Here is a 17334-nt window from a genome sequence, read left to right as displayed (position 1 = left end):
GTTGAGTCCTCGTCGCAGAAGGTCGGACGGGACGGCAGCCTACGCGCGACGGAAGCGTTAGCGGACGGAGGCGTCGGGGGTCCGGCCCTGTTCGGCCTGTTGGACCCGGGCGACGAACATCCGGGCGAGGGACAGCATGGTGCTCTTGTCCCAACTACCGCCGGAGTTCCCGATGTCGGACGTGATCGAGAGGAACTCCGTGCCGACCTCGACCCCGATGTCCATCGAACTCGAGTCGCCCACGGCCATCGAGGCGTCCCCCATGGCCGGTACCGGGACCATCTTCTTGTTGGCGCCCGCTGCCGCCTTGGCAGCGGCTTCGGACCGCCGGTAGGCCTTCTCGCCCCAAGTGCGGTCCTCCATCGTGATCAGCATGAAGACGACGACGACCCCGTCGCGGCTGGTGAAGGCGACTGTCGCGACGGACCGGACATGCTCGCAGATGTCGGGCGGTTCGCCGGTCACGCACTCCCGGAGCGGCGGTCCGACCTCGGCGTCCGCGACCGTCCGCCACCCCGCCGGGAGGGCACCCAGGTCGGGCAGTGCCGCTTTGGCCTGGGCGAAGGTGAGCACCGCGGGCTGATCCCCGAGGTACACGCTCAGCCCGGCAGCGAGGCTCGCCAGCGCGAGCACCGCGGCCATGACAGCACCGGCGCCGAACCGGCGCTTCCTGGCGGCCGCGCTTCCGCCAGCCGGCCGGAAGGCCGCCAGCGCATCACCCAACTCACCGTTCGACCGCAGCAGTTCGGTGACCACGACCGTCGCCTCGGCCTGCACCCAACCGTCCTCGGGCGCGGCAGCCGCCCGCCGAACCGCCTCCTCCCCACCAGGAATCCGCGCCAGCTCCTGCCACACTCTCCTCAACTCCGGCTGGATGTCAGCGAGTTCCGCTCCCTCTCCCCGGCCGACCGACTGGATCAGCGCGCCCAGCACGGCCGCGACCAGCCCCGACTCCCCACTTGTCGCCATGCCCATTCCCCCCATGGAACGAGAAACAGCGAGCCCCCCGACCCTGTCGGCCGCGACTCGGCCCGCCCAGCAGCACGTTTCGTGACAGACAACGACAGGGCCGGTCCGACAATCGCCCCCGCGAGCCCAACCACCAAGGTAGCCAAGGGCATTCGCGGCCGTCATCAACCAGTTCGGCAACGGAACGAGCACGATAGGGCCGCGCCGCATCGCCAACTGCCCACCGCCCGAACGGAAATCAGAACGCCGATCCCGAACTACCGCTCTCGATCTGCTGGATGAGCCGCTTGAGCTGGGCAACCTCGTCCTGCAGCGCCCGGTCACCGGCGGGAGTGAGGGTGAGCCAGGTGCGGGCGCGGCGACCCTCGTAGCCCTTCTCGACGGCGATCAGTCCGGCCTTCTCCAGCACCGTCAGATGCTGGCTGAGGTTGCCGGCGGTGAGGCCGAGTGCCGTGCGCAGGAAGCCGAATTCGACCCGGCGCGCCTGGTGGGCGACGGTGAGGATGCCCAGGCGGACACGCTGGTGGACGACGTCGTCCAGGCCGATTGCGGGGTGCTGTTCGGGCTGTTCGGTCATCACGCGGCGCGCCCATCGGAACGCCCACCGAACTGCCCCCCGGACCGCTCCGCCAGCGCAAAACCGACCGCGCCGAGCAGCAGGAGCGCGCCGGGGACGGCGTACTGCGGCAGGAAGGCCCAGGGCGAGGTCATCGGGATGCCCGCCCAGCCGGGCGTGAGCGGTACCAGCTCGACGGCCAGGTACAGCGTGGCGAGCAGCAGCAGGGTGCGGCTGCGTTCCACCCGGGCCAGCACCAGCAGCGGCAGCCCGACGGCCAGGGCGTCGCCCGTCAGCCGGGAGAGGAACCTGGCCGCCGGGGACGAGGGGGCGAGGTGCAGGCCCCAGAAGTCGAGCGGCGCGCCGGGCTGCGGTATCCCGTTCCGGGTGACCCAGAGCGAGGTGGCGGCCACCACGGCGAGCAGCGCGAGTCCGGTGAGGACGTAGGGCCGGACGGCCGTGCCGACGCCCCGGCGACGGGCGCGGCGGACGTAGAAGATCGCGGTTGCGAGGTAGGCGAGGGCGAGGCCGATCGGCCAGTAGAGCGGCGAGCCCTGCCGGACGAGGGTGCAGTCGGCGCCCGCGGCGGGTTCGGGGCAGGGGACGGACAGGATCTGGTAGGTGAGGCGGCTGACCAGGATCCCGCCGAGCGTGAGCCCGCCGAGCAGCAGCAGCGGGAACCAGGTGCCGCGCTGGGCGGCACGCACCTTGCGGGTCAACTCGCCCAGGCCGGCGAGGACTTCGTGCGGCGTGCCGTTCGAGGGCACCGTAGCGTCTGTCATGCCATCAGGTTTGCATGACAAACCAGTTGCGACAAGAGACCGTGCGCATCATTTCCCGTCCCCAGTCGCCGAGTTGGGCGAGGACGTAGGCTGGTGGGTGCAGCCATCCGCACACGGAAGAACGGAAGGAGCCGGCCATGACCGACCGCAAGCCCCCTGGCGTCACCTTCGAGAGCTGGGTCGATCGGCAGATCCGGGAGGCCACCGAGCGCGGCGAGTTCGACAACCTGCCGGGCGCAGGCAAACCGCTCGCCCACGAGAACCGGCCGTACCACGAGATGTGGTGGCTCCGGGAGAAGCTGGAACGCGAGGGCCTGAGTTCTCTGCCCCCGTCCCTCGTCCTGCGCAACGAGCTGCACGAGGCACTCGACGCCGCCCGCCTCGCACCCACCGAGGCGCTGCTGCGCAAGCGTCTCGCCGAGCTCAACTCCCGTATCGACGCAGCCCTCCGCCGCCCCGTCGAAGGCCCACCGCTCGGCGTCGCGCCGGTGGACATCGAGGCCGAGGTCTCCAACTGGCGCCGCACCTGAACCGGGAGCCGGAAACCCGTTACCGCTGACGCACGTTGGCGGCCGCAGGTGACCGCACGGTCGGCGTTCGGTAGTGTGCGCAGCGTGGTGAGCCCCGAGTCGGACGAGGTGGGGGTCTTCGGCCCCGCCGTCGGCCCCTGAGCACCTGAGTCCGCCCTGCCGGGCCGCGCCTGCCCCGCCGAGGGGCCGCGCGGCGCTGAAACGCGACCACGGTTCCTGGACTCCTGGTGACGAGACGGCTGTCCGTTTCCGCTCCTCACCCCGGAGTTCTGCGCGATGCCTCTTGCCCTGTACCTGCTCGCCCTGGCCGTGTTCGCCATGGGCACCTCGGAGTTCATGCTGTCCGGCCTGCTGCCGGATCTCGCCGCCGAGCTCGGCGTCCCGGTCGGCACGGCCGGCCTGTTGACCTCGGCGTTCGCGGTCGGCATGGTCGCGGGCGCCCCGCCGATGGCAGCGCTGGCCCGCCGTTGGCCGCGCCGGGCCGGGCTGTTCACCTTCCTCGTGCTGTTCGCGGCGGCCCACGTCCTCGGCGCCACGGCCGCATCGTTCCCGGTGCTGTGTGTCAGCCGGGTGGTGGCGGCGTTCGCGAACGCCGGGTTCCTCGCTCTGGCGGTGACGGCGGCGGCCGACCTGGTCGGGCCCGAGCGGCGGGGGCGGGCGGTGGGTGTGCTGCTGTCGGGGACGACGGTGGCCACCGTCGTCGGGGTCCCGGCGGGCGCGTTGCTCGGTCAACTGCTGGGCTGGCGGGCCTCGTTCTGGGCGGTGGCGGTGCTCTGCGTGCCGGCCGCTGTCGGGGTGCTGCGGGGCGTCCCGGGCGGTGGCGGATCCGGGCGTTCGGCCCTGCGCGCGGAACTCGCCGAGCTCGCCCGCCCCCGCCTCCTTCGGGTGCTGCTGCTGGGCGCGCTGGTGAACGCCGGGACGTTCGCCGCGTTCACCTTCCTCGCCCCGGTGGTGACCGGCCCGGCCGGGTTCGGGCGGCGCTGGGTGCCGGTGGTGCTGGTGCTGTTCGGTCTCGGCACGGTCCTGGGCGTGACCGTCGCGGGGCGGCTCGCCGACCGGCATCCGCTGCGACTGCTCGCGGTGGCGGGCCCGCTACTGCCGCTCGGCTGGGCGGCGTTGGCCGCTTTCCCGACCGCACTGCCGGTCCTCGTACCCGTGCTCGGCGCGCTCTCCTTCGCCGTCGGCGGCACCTTGATCACCTGTGCCCTGGCCACCGCCACCGGCGCACCCACCATGGCCGGGGCCTACGCGACGGCCGCCCTCAACCTCGGCGCCACCGCCGGCCCTCTCCTCGCCGCCGCCACTCTCCGCACTCCGACCGGCCCGCTGTACACCGCCGCAGCCCTCACCGCGGCCGCCCTCCTGCTCACTCCGACGCTCCGCAACCACGCCCCGGCCCGTGCCAACACCTGACCATCCACCAACGCTCCCAGCGCCCGCGTCGCCCCTGGTCAGCGTGCTTGTAAAGTGCTCGCCATCGTTCGATCGGACGATCTGATTTCAGTTCAGTCGGGGGAGCCAGTGACCGGTACGGTGCAGCATCCGCAGTCGGGGTTCGACAGCCCGCAGGCGCTCTGGGCGGCGGACGAGGAGCCGCAGCCGCCGGTGCCGTGGTACCGGCAGCTGACGGCAAAGCAGTTCGACGTCGGCGTGGGGGCGGCGGCAGCTCTCGCGCTCGCCGTACTGGCCGCCGGGGCGATGGACTCGGGGGTGGAGCGGCGCAAGGTCGCGCTGCCGGCCGAGTTCGCGGGCCTGTCACGGGTGACGGAGGATCGGGACCTGGCCCAGCTGCGGGCCGCGTACGAGTCGGACGACGCCAAGCGCTTCGTGCCCCGCAGCATCCAGGTGGTGGCGTACGGGCCGCCAGGGGCGGCCGGCTTCGCGCAGGCGGAGTTGCTGGCGGTGGTGATGAGCGGTTCGGTGCCGGACTCCGACCAGGCGGCCGCCTGGATGCTCCGCGGCTACTCCCACACCGACACCACCACCCTCCGCGACAGCACGGCCGTCACGGGCCTGCGCATGTTCGAGCCCGGCCCGCTCGGCGGCGCGATCGCCTGCGCGGCGGTCTGGGACGACAAGCGCGAACTCCCGGTCTGCGCCTGGGCGGACGGCTCCTCCCTGGGCAGCCTGACGGACGGCACCGCCGGCCTCTCCCTGGCCGAACTCGCCTCCCGCACCCGCGAGTTGCGCGAACGCTCCGAGCGGAAAGCCTGAACACCGCCCACCGTCACACCCCGCGAAATCCCCCGTCGCTCTGCAGCAGTTGACCGTTGACCCACTGCCCTGACGGCGAGCAGAGGAAGTCGATCAGCCGGGCCGCGTCCTGCGGCGTACCGAGTCGGGCCAACGGCGTGTGGGCGAGGACGTCGGCGCGGAGGGTGTCGTTCATCCAACCGGTGTCGGTGGGGCCGGGGTTGACGGCGTTGGCGGTGATGCCGAGGTGGGCGAGTTCGTGGGCGGCGGCCAGCGTGATCCGGTCGAGTGCGCCCTTGCTGGCGCCGTAGGGGAGGTTGCCGACGGTGTGGTCGCTGGTGAGGGCGACGATCCGGCCGGTGCCGAACGGGCCGGTGAAGCGCCGCCCGAACTCGCGGATCAGCAGCCAGCTCGCCCGCGTGTTGACGGCGAAGTGCCGGTCGAAGCTCTCCACGCTGGTGTCGAGCAGCCCGGAGTCGACGGATTCGGCGTGGCTCATCACCAGCGCGGTGACGGGGCCGAGTTCGGCCTCCACCTGGTCGAACAGCCGGGCGGGCGTCCCGGGGTCGGTGAGGTCGGCGGGCACCGCGAGCTGCCGGGCGCCGTGCGCGCGGATCGCCGCGCCGACGGCCTCGACGGCGTCCTTCTCCACACCCCAGGGCATCCGGGTGTCGTACGGCGTCCAGTGGGTGTGCGCGATGTCCCAGCCGGAGGCGGCGAGTTGCTCGGCCACGGCGGCGCCGATGCCGACCGTCCGGCCGACTCCCGTCACCAGCGCGACGGGATGGGACAGGGCATCCGAATCAGTCTTCATCAGCGCCGATCCTGACGAACCCGCCGCCCCGCTCACAAACGGTTTTCGTCCCGGTCCCCCGCAGCCCGATCCCCCACAGCCCGATCCCCCGCAGCCGGGTCCCCCACCGCCCAGTCCCCCGCATCCCGGCGCAGCACCGCCCGGATCGGCCCGTCCGGGTGGACGGTCAGCCGGTACCCGGCCCCACCGGGCCGCTCGCGGATCTCCGGCCGGACGGCGGGCAGCAGCTCCTCCAGCAGCAGCGTCATCTCCCGCACCGCGAACTGCGCGCCGATGCAGGCGCGCGGCCCGAGGCCGAACGGGAAGTACGTGCCGGGCGCGGGGCGCCGTTCGGCGGCCAGGAAGCGCTGCGGCCGGAACGTCTCCGGGTCGGGCCACAGCGCCGGGTCGCGGTGGGTCAGGTAGGGGCACAGCAGGACGGTCGCGCCGGCGGGGACGGTCCGGCCGCCGACGGTGCCGGTCTCGGCGGCGTGCCGGGGCATCAGCCAGGCGACGGGGTACAGCCGCAGCGTCTCGTCGATCAGCGCCCGGATCGCGGCCGCCCGTTCCGCGGAGCCGGCCGGGCCGGCGGACAGCGCCCAGTCGCGTTGCTCGGGGTGGGTGTCGAGCAGCAGGAACAGCCAGCCGAGGGTGGTGGCGGTGGTCTCGTAGCCGGCCACCATCAGGGTGAGCAGTTCGTCGCGCACCAACTGCTCGTCGTAGCCGGGCAGTTCGCCGACGGCACGGAGCAGCACGGCGATCAGGGTGGGTTCGTCGGCCTTCCGGGCGAGCGCGATGGCGTGCTCGGCGGCCCGGTCGGCGTCGGCGACGGCCTGGCTGAAGTCGGCGGCGGTCTCGCCGGTGGCGGGGGCGAACGCGGGGATCGCGGCGAGGCTGTCCCCGGCGGCGACCAGTTGCCGGTAGGTGGGTTCGTCCAGCGCCTGCGCGGTGAGCGAGCGCCAGATCACGTCGAGCGAGAAGTACCGCAGGTCGGCGTCGAGTTCGCGCTCCTCGCCGCTGTCGGCGGCGGCCCGCCACCGGTCTGCGAGCGCCGCCACCGCAGCGCGCAACTGCGGCTCGTAGGTGCGAATGCCGCGGACGGTGAACTGCGGTTGCAGCAGCTTGCGTTGGCGCCGCCACGGCTCGCCGGCGGCGCACAGCAGGCCGTCGCCGAGCAGCACCTTCGCGCGGTGCCCGTGCTTGACGTACGTGTCGGGGTTGCGGGCCAGCACGTGCTGGACCTCCTCGGGCCCGGTCACCAGCACCACCTGCCGGTCGCCGATCCTGAACCCGGCGACCGGGCCGAGCCGTTGAGCGGCCGTCAGCAGATCGACCAGCCGCCCGCCGCCGGCCCGCCAGCGGACGAGTTCCTCGGCGTCGAGCTCCGGAAGGGTGCTGTCCGCTGCCGTCACCATCACGTCTCTCCCCTGCTGGCCCGCCCGGTCGAGCAACCACCCTAACGGAGCGTGGGCACCGCGCGCCGGTCCGCAATCATCCGGCGTTCAGCAGCCGTTCCTCCTCCGCCGCGCTGAGGCCCTCCTTGTCGGGGGCCGGTCCGCCGCGGGCGGTGTCCCAGGCCAGGGTGTCGGCGAGGGTCTCGGCCAGCGGGCGGAACGTCAGCCCGGCAGCCAGCGCACGGGAGATGTCGGACCGGTTGGCCGCCGCGTAGTCCGGGTCGCCGTTCCACAGCGGGACGCCCATCCACGGCGCGACGCCGGCCTTCAGCAGGGTCTCGGTGCCGATCCAGACCGTCTCCACGTCGGAGCCCGCCACAGCCTGGCAGGCGGTGAAGAACTCGCCGATGGGCATGCTGTGGCCGGTGACCAGGTGGATTCCGCCGCGCTGCTCGGTGGCGCAGCCGAGGATCCACGCCGCGAGGTCGCGGACGTCGATGAACTGGGTCGGGTCGGCCGGGTCGCCGGGCAGCAGCACCCGGCCGCCGCGCCGGAACCGCCGCGGCCAGTACGCGAACCGGTCGGTCGTGTCGTACGGGCCGACGATCAGCCCGGGTCGGACGATGCTCGCGCGCTCGCCGTACGCGTCCAGCACGATCCGCTCGCAGGCGGCCTTGTTGGCGCCGTACAGCTGGATCGGCGGCAGGCCCTCGACGAGCTCCAGCACCTCGCCGTCCTCGTCCTGCACGGTGGACAGGTCGGCGAGCACCGAGATCGTCGAGATGAAGACGTACCGGCCGACGCGATCCCCGAGGGCGGTGACCGAACGCTGCACCACCTCGGGCAGATACCCCGCGACGTCGATCACGGCGTCCCAGCGGCGCCCCTCCAGCGCGGACAGGTCCGCGGTGCGGTCGCCGATCAGCGTCTCGGCGCCCGCCTCGGCGAACAGCCCGGGGTCACTGAGACCGCGGTTGAACATCGTGACCTGGTGGCCCGCGGCCAGCGCGGCCTCGACCACGGCCCGGCCCACGAACCGCGTGCCACCCAGCACGAGCAGGCTGAGCCGGTCGGCGGAAGTGTTCTGCATGGTGAACAACACCCTCTCGGTGACGCGTCATTGGCACTCACACAAATAGCACCGCGCTCACCCGGTCAGCGGGGAATTTCCAACCGGTCCAGCAGTTCGCCCATCTGACGCTCCGTCAGATGCACACTGGCGGCGGCCCCTTCCCGCAACTCGGGCGCGGCGTCCGAATCGGCGAGCAGCGCGGTGACGGTGCCGACCGGCGTCCGGGGGTTCGCGGCGGCGGCGCGGCGGACGCTCGGGTCGGGGTCGGCCAGCAGCGCGGCCAGGTCGCCGTCGAACTCCTGGTCGGCGGCGGCGAGTTCGCGTACCCCGGGATCGTCGTGCCGGGCGAGTTCGGCGGGCACGCCCTGGCTCGGAAACGTGTCCCGCAGGCGCAGCCGGAGGCGGTGCTCCGGGATGGCGAGGTAGGCGTCCAACAGCAGGGCGGGCGGCGCGTCGGGGTGGAGCAGGGCGAGCAGCAGGCGCACCTCGCGGTCGGGGTCGGCGGCGAGCAACTGGACCGTCGGGGCGTCGAGTTCGGGGCAGGTGGCGGCGGCGCGGCGCAGCAGCGGATGGGGGGAGCGGGCGCAGGCGTGGTACCAGTCGAGGGCGGGACGATGGAGGGAGTTACGGAAGATCCAGCGATTGGCGCTCGGGTAGGAGCAGTCGACCCCGTTGACGGCCAGGGTCTCGGCGCGCCTGCGCGGGGCGGGTTCGACCTCGGCGCGCAGGCGGACGTCCGGGTCTGGGTCGGCAGCGAGCAGGGCGATCAACTCGGGGGTGAGGTCGTCGCGTTCGGCGACGCGGTGGCGCACGTGCGGGTCGGGGTGGGCGGCCAGGCGGTGGATCTCTTCGGGGGTGAGGTGCGGATTTCCGGCGAGGTTGTAGGCGTAGCCGTCGGCGAGGCCCGCTTCGAACAGCTCGGGCGGGACGAGGCGGGTGGCGTACCAGTAGGCGCGGTTGCGGTCGGCGCCGGCGTGGGCGAGGTCCTCGGCGGTCAGCGCCATGGGGGCGTGGTGGCGCCGGGCGGCGGCGCGGACCTCCGGATCGGGGTCGTCCAGCAGGGCCGCGCGCTGCTCTTCGTCGAGCGCGTCGAGGAAGTAGGTTGCCTGGAGGCGCAGTTGGGGTGACGGGTGGGTGGCCGTCCGGCGGCGGAATGTGGCGGTGACGGCGCCGCAGCGGTCCAGTTCGCCGACGATCTCGTTGAGGGTGAGGTGCGACGTGGTCCGCTCGAAGGTGGCGAGGTGGATCCGTTCGAGCACCGCGTCGGACAGCGGGCGGGGTCGCCGTTCGGCGTACTTGCCGGAGAAGAGCCTGACCGCCACCAGATCGTTCGGGTCGCCCGCCAGCCTCAGGCACTGCTCGTCGCTGAGCCACGGGTTCCCGGCGGTCGCCCTCCGCACGCCCGCGTCGGGGCTGCGCAGCGCCGCCTCGACGAACTCGTCCGGCAGCCGGCGCTGCGCGAACACCGGCCAGGCGGCCTTGGCCTCGGGCGCGAGCAGGCGCAGCAGGACGGCGGTGGGCGCGCCGGGGTTGGCGGCGATGCCGCGCAGCAGGGGCTCGTTGTCGATCACCGGCCCATCCTGGCACGCCCGTTGGCGTACAAACGCCGTGCGTCCCGCAGCCCGTCCTGCTACCGTTCCGGCCATGAAGCGCGCTGCGATGCTGACGACGACGCCGGAGAGTGTCCCGGCGCGCTGACTGCTGTTCTGATCAAGCCCCGGGGCCGAGCGCCCGGGGCTTTCGCATGTGCGGCCGTGGCGGCTCGTCCCCCTTCCGGTGAGGAGACCGCCGTGTTCGACCATCGCAAACTGGGCCGCGAGCTGGACCTGTTCGACACCGATCCGCTGATCGGTTCGGGTCTGCCGTTCTGGCTGCCGGACGGCGCCGTGGTGCGGCAGAGCCTGGAGGATTTCATCCGCACCCTGGAGCGGCGCGCGGGCTACCGGCACGTGTACTCGCCGGTGCTGGGCAAGCGTGAGCTGTACGAGCGTTCGGGGCACTGGGCGCACTACCGGGACGACATGTTCCCGCCGATGTCCATGGGCGACGGCGACGATCAGCTCGTCCTCCGCCCCAGTCTCTGCCCGCACCACGCCGTGATGTTCCGTTCCCGTTCCCGCAGCTACCGTGAACTACCACTACGCATGGCCGAGTTGGGCGGCATGTACCGCTCGGAGCGGTCGGGGGTGCTGGGCGGGCTGACCAGGGTGCGGGCGATCCAGCTGAACGACGGGCACATCTTCTGCACCCTGGACCAGGTCGCGGAGGAGGCGCGCGGCGCACTGGAGCTGATCGCGGTGGCGTACCGGGCGATGGGCATCACCGCGTCCCGTTACCGGCTGTCGCTGCCGGGGGGCGGCGGGAAGTACGTGGCCCGGCCGGAGTTGTGGGAGCGGGCGACCGCGCTGCTGGTGGGGGTGCTGGACGAGCTCGGTGTGCCGTACGAGGAGGGCGTCGGCGAGGCCGCGTTCTACGGGCCGAAGATCGACGTGCAGGTGGTGGACGGTGCGGGCCGCGAGTCGACCCTGTCCACCGTGCAGGTCGACTTCCATCAGCCCGAGCAGTTCGACCTGCACTACATCGGCCCGGACGGGGCGAAGCACCGGCCGGTGATGGTGCACCGGGCGATCCTCGGCAGTGTGGAGCGGGCGGCGGCGCAGCTGATCGAGCAGCACGGCGGGGCGTTCCCGGCGTGGCTGGCGCCGGTGCAGCTGGCGGTGCTGCCGCTCGGCGAGGAGCAGGAGGGTGCGGCGCGCGAGCTGGCCGCCCGCTGCCTGGAGCTCGATCTGCGGGGCGAGGTGCTGGGTGCGGACCGCGGTTCACTGGGCGCCCGGGTCCGGGAGGCCCGGCTCGCGCCGTACCAGGTGGTGCTCGGTCCGCGCGAGGTCGCCGACGGCACCCTCGCGGTGCGGCTGCGCGACGGCCGCCGGCTCGACCCGCTGCCCGCCGAGGAGCTGCTGGCGCGGATCGACGCGAGGGTGCGGGCGCACAGCGTCGATCTCTGGTGAACCGACCGGCCGAAAGTGTGGCGCAGACCACAGCAGGAGCGTGACAAGACCCACGCCGCACCCCCGGCCGACCAGGCACCAATCGTCCCGGCCGCAGCCCCAGCACGCGCCCAAGTCCCCTTTATCCAGGGCTTATCCGCAGGTCGGACGGCCATCGCCGGGGCCGAAGGGCCCTCGTGCCCGGGACCTTCGGCGTGGCATACTCCGGAGCCATGACCGGCATTCACGCGACCAGAGCCCTGCGGGGCGCGGTGTTCACCGCGCTCGCCGTGCCGCTGGCCGCGTTCGGCCAGGTGGTGATCACCGGCCGTGCCCTGCCGCTCACCCTGGTCGCAGTCGCCTGCGTCGCGGTCTTCCTGCTCGCGGTCCTGCTGGACGGCGCACGCCGCCACTTCCTGCTGCTGTCCGCGGTGCTGGTACCGGTCGAACTGCTGCTCAACACCGTCTTCAACCTCGGCCAGGACGCCTGTTCCCGGCCCATGCACGGCGTGGACCTGCTGGTCTGTGGCGGCGACCGGGTCAGCGGCTCCGAACTGTTCGCGGAGTGGACGCACAACTCGGCGGGCATGCTGCGCCTGCTGGTCCTCGGCGTGCACCTGGTGGTCGCACTGGCCGCCGCGGCCTGGCTGCGGCTGGCCGACGCCGCCCTCGACGGGGTCGGCGAGGCCCTGCGCACGGTGGCCCGGCTGCTGCCCGGCCACTGGCGCGCGCTGCTCCTGGCGGCCCGCCCGGCCTGCCCGGCCGAGCTGCTGCCCCCGGCCGGCGTCGAGCCCGCCCCGCGCCGTCCGCAGGACGCCGTCCACACCCCCGCCCCGCGTCGCGGACCGCCGCAGCTGGCCCTCGCCTGCTGACGGCCCCGCCACTTCGCACGACGCGGCCGTCTCCGGGCATCCCGCTGCCCCTTTACTTTTCATGACCCGCACCCCGCCGGGCCGCCGCCCGCCCCTGCTCCCGTCCAGGTGAGACCACCTGGGAGCCGGGCCGCGCCGCCCGCCGGGTGCAGAGGAGACGGATCACCATGCCCAGCACCCACAAGTCCGCCAAGACGGTCTCGGCCCGCGAGCGCCTGAAGCAGGCCCAGCAGGCGGAGGCGCTGCGCGCCAAGCGCCGCCGCGCCCTCACCATCGGCATCTCGGTCGTCGCGGCCGTCGCCGTGATCGCGGGCGGCACCACCCTCGCCGTGAACGCCTCCAAGAACTCCGACTCCGCGAGCGGCCCGATCGCCGTCCCGGCCAACGCCACGGGCCCCGACAGCACCGTGGTCGTCTACGGCAACCCGGACGCCCCGCACACCCTGGCCGTGTACGAGGACTTCCGCTGCCCGGTCTGCGAGGCCTTCGAGACCTCGTCCGGACCGGCCGCGAAGGAACTCGCCGACCAGGGCCAGTACAAGATCGAGTACCACCTGGCCGCGTTCCTCGACAACAACCTCGGCGGCAAGGGCTCGAAGACCGCGCTGGCCGCGGCCGGCGCCGCGCTGAACGAGGGCGTCGACAAGTTCAAGCAGTTCCACGACGTGCTCTACGCCAACCAGCCCGCCGAGACCTCGGACGCCTTCGGCGACGTCAACCACATCCTCGACCTCGCCGGCCAGGTCCCCGGCCTGAAGACCGAGGCCTTCACCAAGGCCGTCACCGAGGGCACCTACAAGAACTGGGCCACCAAGGTCGCCGCCGCGTTCAACAAGAGCGGCGTCACCGGCACCCCGACCGTCAAGCTCGACGGCAAGACCCTCGACGTGATCGGCAAGGACGGCAAGGCGCTGAGCGGCGAGCAGTTCACCGCCTTGGTCAAGCAGACCCTGGGCGGGTGACGCGATGACCACGGCCCGGGACACCACCCCAGCAATCAAGGGCGCAGCGAGCCGCCGCTTCTCCTGGCTGATCCTGCTGAGCGGACTGCTCGGCCTGGCCGCCTCGGCGCAGCTCACCCTGGACAAGATCCGGCTGATCGAGAACCCGGCCTTCCAGCCGAACTGCAACATCAACCCGATCATCAGCTGCGGCTCGGTCATGCGCACCGAACAGGCCGAAGTCTTCGGCTTCCCCAACCCGATCCTCGGCCTGGCCGCCTTCGGCGCCCTCGCCGCCATCGGCGCGGGCCTGCTCGCGGGCGCATCCTACCGCCGCTGGTTCTGGCTCGCCCTCCAGGGCGGCAGCCTCGTCGGCCTCGCCTTCGTCGCCTGGCTCATCCGTCAGGCCCTGTACGAGATCGGCGCCCTGTGCCCCTACTGCATGGTGGTCTGGGCCGTGGTCATCACCCTCTTCTGGTCCACCACCATCCACAACATCCGCACCGGCATCCTCCCCACCCCACCCACCGTCCGCCGCCTGGCCACCCTCAACCACCAGTGGCTGGTCCCGGCCGCCGGCTTCCTGCTGATAGGCCTGCTCATCCTGACCCGCTTCTGGTACTACTGGTCGACGCTGCTCTGAGGTCCTGAAAAGGGCCGGCCCTCCCCGGGCCGGCCCTTTCGGCGTTTCACGACACCCTTGGCGGGGAGGCCAGCGCGGCCGACACCAGGGCCTGGACGCCCCGCTCGTCGAGGTCGCCGTCGAGGACGATGCCGCGGAAGAGCATCAGGCCGGCCCACATGTCGAGCAGGGTGAGGACGTCGGTGTCGGCGGGGAGGACGCCCCGGGTGACGGCGCGGCGCAGGACGGTGGCGGAGCGGTCGCGGCGGGGCTCGATGAGCTCGGTGCGCAGGCGGCGGGCGAGTTCGGGGTCGGTGGCGGCGTCCGAGATCAGCGCGGGCAGAATGGCCCGGACCTGTGGGGCGCCGTAGAGGCCGGCCAGCGCCTGGGCCACGGCGAGGATTTCGCGCGGGCTGTCGCCGAGGTCGTCCACCGGGATGTCCGGCAGCCGGGTGCGTACGGCGTCCAGGGTGAGTGCGGCCTTGTGCGGCCAGGACCGGTAGACGGTGGCCTTGCCGACGCCGGCCTCCTGCGCGATGCCGCCGACCGTCGCCCTCGCGTAGCCGACCCGGGACAGCACCCGCAGCGTGGTCTCCAGGATCCGCTCCCGGGCCGCCAAGTCCCTTACGGGCGCGCCCTGTTCCTCGGACAGCGGGAGCAGATTCCGCTTCTCCCCCATGAGTGTCCTTGCCTCCGTCTGTTCTCGTCAGCGCCCGGCCAGCCAGCCGGTGATCAGTTCGGCGATCCCGCCGCCGGAGCGGGCCCAGCGGACGTGGTCGGCGGATTCGCCGTTCGCGGGCGTGTGGTGGCGGCGCTCCACCTGGGCGGCGGGGAGCTTGGCGACCAGGCGGTCGACCGCGCTCGCGGGGGCGAGGTGGTCACCCGGGAGCGAGACGGCGAGGACGGGCAGGGAGACCGCCGCCAGGGCCTGTTCGTAGTCGAGGTCGGCGCCGGCGGGCGCGAAGCGGCCGGTGCGGCCGAGGCGGGCCCAGTCGCGCATCAGCCGGGCGGGCTGGCGGCCGCCGAAGCCGAGCCGGTGGCCGGGCCAGTAGCCCCACAACGTGGCGATCAGCGCGAGGAGTTGGGTGCTGGCCAGTACCCGCAGGCGGGCGATGCCGGTGAAGCCCCGGAAGTCCACGGTGCCGGAGGCGACGAGCACCAGGCCGTCCACCGCCTTGGGTTCGCGCGCGGCGGCCAGCACGGCGGCCTGCCCGCCGATGCTGTGGCCGAGCAGGAACAGCGGCACGTCCGGCCCGAACCTGGCCCGGGCCGCCGCCGTCACCGCCGGGAAGTCCCGGGCGGCCAGCGCGTGGTAGCCGTGCGTCGAGCGACGGTCGGCGGGCGGCCCGCTCTCGCCCTGCCCTCGCAGGTCCACCGCCACCGTGGCGACGCCGCGCGCGGCCAACTCGGCGCAGAACGGCGCGTAGTAGCCGGCCGGCACCCCGAGCGCGGGCCACAGCACCAGCACCGCCGCGGGTACACCGTCCGGCACCGTCACCGCCGCGGCCAGCGCCTCGGCGCCCGGCACCGGTATCCGCACGATCCACCCTCCCGTCTCACTCGCCCCACAGGTCGGAACGAGTCGTCTCGTTCCAAGCTAGCGAGCACTCTCCCGAACCGTCAAGTACCTTCCCCACCAGCACTTTTGGCGACACCCGCCGCTCTTGCGCCGCTCTCCGCGCACCGATTACAGTCCGGACCTCCATCCACATCGGAGGTACGCATGACCCGCCAATGGACCGTTCGGGAGAGCGTGACGGTGCACGCCTCCGCCGAGTCGGTGTACGCCGCGCTCCGCGACATCCGGAACCTGGCCCGCTGGAGCCCGGAGTGCTTCGCGATCCGGACGCTGGGCCGCGGACCGGTCACCGAGGGCACCCGTTTCCTGGGCTTCAACCGCAAGGGCCCGTTCGTGTGGTTCACCGACTGCCGGGTCAGCACCGCCAGGGCGCCGCAGGAGTTCGCCTTCCGGGTGGCCATCTTCGGCCTCCCGGTGGCCAGTTGGGGCTACCTGATCGAGCCGGACGGGCCGGACGCCGTCCGCGTCACCGAGTACTGGGAGGACCTGCGCACCGGCCGGGGCTCCCGCCTGACCGAGTTCCTCGGCCGCGCCTTCACCGGCACCCGACCCACCGACCGCGCGGAGATCAACCGCGCCGGCATGCGCGCCACCCTCGAACGCCTCCGCGCCGCCGTCGAGTCGACGCACCCCGCCCACCCGTGACCACCCCGATCGTGCTGGTCCACGGCATCCGCCTGTCCGCCACCATGTGGCGCCCGCACGTCCGCCGCCTCACCCCCGACTTCCGCGTCAGCGCCCCGGACCTCCCCGGCCACGGCACCCTCGCCGCCCGCCCGTTCACCCTCGACGCCGCGGGCGCCGCCGCGCACGACGCCGTCCTCGAGACCCGCGAGGCGACCGGCCGCCGCCCACTGCTGCTCGGTATGTCCACGCCGCCACCCGCCACTCCCGCCTGTTCCGCACCCCGGCGGCCACCTGCTCTCCCTCCCCCACCCGGACCGCTTCGCCACCTTGATCCGCCGCGCCCACCGCACCCTCCACCCGTCCGACAGTTGACGCGTCACGAGATCCTCAGTGCGCAAACTCTTGACCGCCCGCCGAATGGCCGGTTAGCTGACGGCCGCCGCACAGCCCATACCTGATGCTGCGTCAAATCAACGACACGGGGGTAAAGTTGATCATCTCTCGCCTGCCCGCGCTGCGCACGGCCGCCATCGCCGCTGCCGCGCTGACCATCAGCTGCACACTCACCGCCGCCGCCCCGGCGTCGGACACCTCCTCGACGGCCCGCCTCACGCCGTTCACCCTCACCAGCCCGGACTTCCGCGACGGCGGCAAGCTCCCGGCGTGGACGGAGTTCGGCTGGCCGGGCATCGAGGACTCGCCCTGCCACGGCAAGAACCTCGCGCCCCGACTGGACTGGCGCAACTCCCCTGCCGGCACACAGGGCTACGCGCTGCTGGTGAACGACCCGGACGCGCCGCGGGCCGGCGGCTGGCACCACTGGGTGCTCTACGACATCCCCGGCTCCGCCCGCCGCATCGACGGCCACGGCACTGCCCAGTTCACCCCAGGCGCCAACAGCTTCGGCGACCCGATAGTCGGTTGGGGCGGCCCCTGCCCGCCTGCCACGGGCCAGCCCCACCACTACGTCTTCACGCTCTACGCGCTCTCCACCCCCACCCTCCCGACCGCGGGGCTGACGTACGAGGAGGTCACCGCCGCGATCCAGCCGTACGTCCTCGGGGCCACCACCATCGTCGGCACCTTCACCCGGACCCCCTGACGCCCGCACAACACCGCTGAGCGCCAACGCCGTTCCCCGGTGTGGCGCTCCGGCGGCCGCGGGGGCCCCCCCCCCCCCCGGGGGGGGGCCGCCCCCCCCCCCCCCCCCCCGGGGGCCCCCCACCCCCCCCCCCCCCCGCCCGCGGGCCCCCCGGCCCCACCCGCCCCCCCCCCCGGGGGGGCGGGGGGGGGGCGCGGCCGCCCCCCCCCCCCCCCCCCCCCCCGGGGGCGCCCCCCCCACCAGTCCCGCCGCCGGAGGTGCCCCATGACCAACGCACGGGAACTGTACGAGCGCACCGTCGCCGAACTCGCCCCG

At 73.2% G+C, this 17334-nt stretch carries 19 protein-coding genes; 10 read left to right on the top strand and 9 right to left on the bottom strand.

All coding sequences use genetic code 11. The annotated features are described in order from the left end of the window. Positions 1-57 precede the first annotated feature (57 nt). From ACGFWJ_RS32890 to ACGFWJ_RS32880, 3 genes are all read right to left on the bottom strand, one after another. The gene (locus ACGFWJ_RS32890) at positions 58-969 is read right to left on the bottom strand and encodes a hypothetical protein (RefSeq protein WP_392955999.1); all 912 of its coding nucleotides are present in this window, start codon (positions 967-969) and stop codon (positions 58-60) included. Between the two features lie 238 nt (positions 970-1207). Beyond that, complete coding sequence (locus ACGFWJ_RS32885; protein ID WP_392955997.1) at positions 1208-1546, bottom strand: winged helix-turn-helix domain-containing protein; 339 nt, start codon at positions 1544-1546, stop codon at positions 1208-1210. Further along, positions 1546-2307, bottom strand: coding sequence for a hypothetical protein (locus ACGFWJ_RS32880; protein ID WP_392955994.1), 762 nt, complete (start codon positions 2305-2307; stop codon positions 1546-1548). The genes ACGFWJ_RS32885 and ACGFWJ_RS32880 overlap by 1 nt, the downstream gene beginning before the upstream one ends. 137 nt (positions 2308-2444) lie before the next feature. On the opposite strand from ACGFWJ_RS32880, the gene ACGFWJ_RS32875 reads away from it, so the two are divergent. The 3 genes from ACGFWJ_RS32875 (at position 2445) to ACGFWJ_RS32865 (ending at position 5051) form a co-directional block, all read left to right on the top strand. Then, positions 2445-2837, top strand: a complete 393-nt coding sequence (locus ACGFWJ_RS32875) for a DUF1992 domain-containing protein (protein WP_392955991.1) — start codon at positions 2445-2447, stop codon at positions 2835-2837. A 276-nt stretch (positions 2838-3113) separates the two neighbouring features. Further along, positions 3114-4250: a Cmx/CmrA family chloramphenicol efflux MFS transporter gene (locus tag ACGFWJ_RS32870; protein ID WP_392955987.1), complete on the top strand. Its 1137-nt coding sequence runs from the start codon at positions 3114-3116 to the stop codon at positions 4248-4250. A 108-nt stretch (positions 4251-4358) separates the two neighbouring features. After that, positions 4359-5051, top strand: a complete 693-nt coding sequence (locus ACGFWJ_RS32865; protein ID WP_392955984.1) for a hypothetical protein — start codon at positions 4359-4361, stop codon at positions 5049-5051. A 13-nt stretch (positions 5052-5064) separates the two neighbouring features. On the opposite strand, the gene ACGFWJ_RS32860 is transcribed toward ACGFWJ_RS32865, so the two are convergent. The 4 genes from ACGFWJ_RS32860 to ACGFWJ_RS32845 form a co-directional block, all read right to left on the bottom strand. After that, the gene (locus tag ACGFWJ_RS32860; protein WP_392955982.1) at positions 5065-5844 is read right to left on the bottom strand and encodes an SDR family oxidoreductase; all 780 of its coding nucleotides are present in this window, start codon (positions 5842-5844) and stop codon (positions 5065-5067) included. A 32-nt stretch (positions 5845-5876) separates the two neighbouring features. Beyond that, positions 5877-7238: a cytochrome P450 gene (locus ACGFWJ_RS32855; RefSeq protein WP_392955979.1), complete on the bottom strand. Its 1362-nt coding sequence runs from the start codon at positions 7236-7238 to the stop codon at positions 5877-5879. 76 nt (positions 7239-7314) lie between these two features. Next, positions 7315-8307, bottom strand: coding sequence for an NAD-dependent epimerase/dehydratase family protein (locus tag ACGFWJ_RS32850; RefSeq protein WP_392955976.1), 993 nt, complete (start codon positions 8305-8307; stop codon positions 7315-7317). Positions 8308-8372: 65 nt separating this feature from the next. Beyond that, on the bottom strand, positions 8373-9860 hold the full coding sequence (locus ACGFWJ_RS32845) for a hypothetical protein (RefSeq protein WP_392955974.1): 1488 nt from the start codon (positions 9858-9860) through the stop codon (positions 8373-8375). A 219-nt stretch (positions 9861-10079) separates the two neighbouring features. Between ACGFWJ_RS32845 and thrS the strand changes: the two genes are divergently transcribed. From thrS to ACGFWJ_RS32825, 4 genes are all read left to right on the top strand, one after another. After that, complete coding sequence (thrS, locus tag ACGFWJ_RS32840) at positions 10080-11297, top strand: threonine--tRNA ligase (RefSeq protein WP_392955971.1); 1218 nt, start codon at positions 10080-10082, stop codon at positions 11295-11297. A 212-nt stretch (positions 11298-11509) separates the two neighbouring features. Beyond that, positions 11510-12148, top strand: a complete 639-nt coding sequence (locus ACGFWJ_RS32835; protein WP_392955968.1) for a hypothetical protein — start codon at positions 11510-11512, stop codon at positions 12146-12148. Positions 12149-12315: 167 nt separating this feature from the next. Beyond that, positions 12316-13110: a DsbA family protein gene (locus tag ACGFWJ_RS32830; RefSeq protein ID WP_392955965.1), complete on the top strand. Its 795-nt coding sequence runs from the start codon at positions 12316-12318 to the stop codon at positions 13108-13110. A gap of 4 nt (positions 13111-13114) precedes the next feature. Further along, a complete protein-coding gene (locus tag ACGFWJ_RS32825) occupies positions 13115-13732 on the top strand; it encodes a vitamin K epoxide reductase family protein (RefSeq protein WP_387642679.1) in 618 nt (205 codons plus the stop codon). A gap of 46 nt (positions 13733-13778) precedes the next feature. On the opposite strand, the gene ACGFWJ_RS32820 is transcribed toward ACGFWJ_RS32825, so the two are convergent. Together ACGFWJ_RS32820 and ACGFWJ_RS32815 are read right to left on the bottom strand one after the other, a co-directional pair. Beyond that, positions 13779-14390 (bottom strand): TetR/AcrR family transcriptional regulator, encoded by a 612-nt coding sequence (locus ACGFWJ_RS32820; RefSeq protein WP_392955962.1) that lies wholly within the window; start codon positions 14388-14390, stop codon positions 13779-13781. 27 nt (positions 14391-14417) lie between these two features. Then, entirely contained in the window at positions 14418-15251 is an 834-nt protein-coding gene (locus tag ACGFWJ_RS32815; protein WP_392955959.1) for an alpha/beta fold hydrolase, read from the bottom strand. 183 nt (positions 15252-15434) lie between these two features. On the opposite strand from ACGFWJ_RS32815, the gene ACGFWJ_RS32810 reads away from it, so the two are divergent. The 3 genes from ACGFWJ_RS32810 to ACGFWJ_RS32800 are packed head-to-tail and all read left to right on the top strand — an operon-like array spanning position 15435 to position 17019. Beyond that, positions 15435-15935, top strand: a complete 501-nt coding sequence (locus ACGFWJ_RS32810) for an SRPBCC family protein (RefSeq protein WP_392955956.1) — start codon at positions 15435-15437, stop codon at positions 15933-15935. After that, the gene (locus tag ACGFWJ_RS32805; RefSeq protein ID WP_392955953.1) at positions 15932-16375 is read left to right on the top strand and encodes an alpha/beta fold hydrolase; all 444 of its coding nucleotides are present in this window, start codon (positions 15932-15934) and stop codon (positions 16373-16375) included. Before ACGFWJ_RS32810 ends, ACGFWJ_RS32805 begins: the two co-directional genes overlap by 4 nt. Positions 16376-16407: 32 nt before the next feature. Beyond that, positions 16408-17019 carry a YbhB/YbcL family Raf kinase inhibitor-like protein gene (locus ACGFWJ_RS32800; RefSeq protein WP_387642684.1) on the top strand — a complete coding sequence of 204 codons (612 nt, stop codon included), beginning with the start codon at positions 16408-16410 and terminating at the stop codon, positions 17017-17019. Positions 17020-17334 lie beyond the last annotated feature (315 nt).

The sequence above is a fragment of the Kitasatospora sp. NPDC048407 genome, assembly GCF_043200475.1.
Classification (GTDB): Bacteria; Actinomycetota; Actinomycetes; order Streptomycetales; family Streptomycetaceae; genus Kitasatospora.
This window is presented reverse-complemented; position numbering and strand designations above follow the sequence as displayed.

Excerpts from the sequence above, each read along its gene's own strand:
- ACGFWJ_RS32870 (WP_392955987.1), top strand. The coding sequence starts at position 3,114 with ATGCCTCTTGCCCTGTACCTGCTCGCCCTGGCCGTGTTCGCCATGGGC.
- ACGFWJ_RS32875 (WP_392955991.1), top strand. The coding sequence starts at position 2,445 with ATGACCGACCGCAAGCCCCCTGGCGTCACCTTCGAGAGCTGGGTCGAT.
- ACGFWJ_RS32825 (WP_387642679.1), top strand. The coding sequence starts at position 13,115 with ATGACCACGGCCCGGGACACCACCCCAGCAATCAAGGGCGCAGCGAGC.
- ACGFWJ_RS32830 (WP_392955965.1), top strand. The coding sequence starts at position 12,316 with ATGCCCAGCACCCACAAGTCCGCCAAGACGGTCTCGGCCCGCGAGCGC.
- ACGFWJ_RS32880 (WP_392955994.1), bottom strand. The coding sequence starts at position 2,307 with ATGACAGACGCTACGGTGCCCTCGAACGGCACGCCGCACGAAGTCCTC.
- ACGFWJ_RS32850 (WP_392955976.1), bottom strand. The coding sequence starts at position 8,307 with ATGCAGAACACTTCCGCCGACCGGCTCAGCCTGCTCGTGCTGGGTGGC.
- ACGFWJ_RS32835 (WP_392955968.1), top strand. The coding sequence starts at position 11,510 with ATGACCGGCATTCACGCGACCAGAGCCCTGCGGGGCGCGGTGTTCACC.
- ACGFWJ_RS32810 (WP_392955956.1), top strand. The coding sequence starts at position 15,435 with ATGACCCGCCAATGGACCGTTCGGGAGAGCGTGACGGTGCACGCCTCC.
- ACGFWJ_RS32860 (WP_392955982.1), bottom strand. The coding sequence starts at position 5,844 with ATGAAGACTGATTCGGATGCCCTGTCCCATCCCGTCGCGCTGGTGACG.
- ACGFWJ_RS32885 (WP_392955997.1), bottom strand. The coding sequence starts at position 1,546 with ATGACCGAACAGCCCGAACAGCACCCCGCAATCGGCCTGGACGACGTC.
- ACGFWJ_RS32855 (WP_392955979.1), bottom strand. The coding sequence starts at position 7,238 with ATGGTGACGGCAGCGGACAGCACCCTTCCGGAGCTCGACGCCGAGGAA.
- ACGFWJ_RS32890 (WP_392955999.1), bottom strand. The coding sequence starts at position 969 with ATGGCGACAAGTGGGGAGTCGGGGCTGGTCGCGGCCGTGCTGGGCGCG.
- ACGFWJ_RS32820 (WP_392955962.1), bottom strand. The coding sequence starts at position 14,390 with ATGGGGGAGAAGCGGAATCTGCTCCCGCTGTCCGAGGAACAGGGCGCG.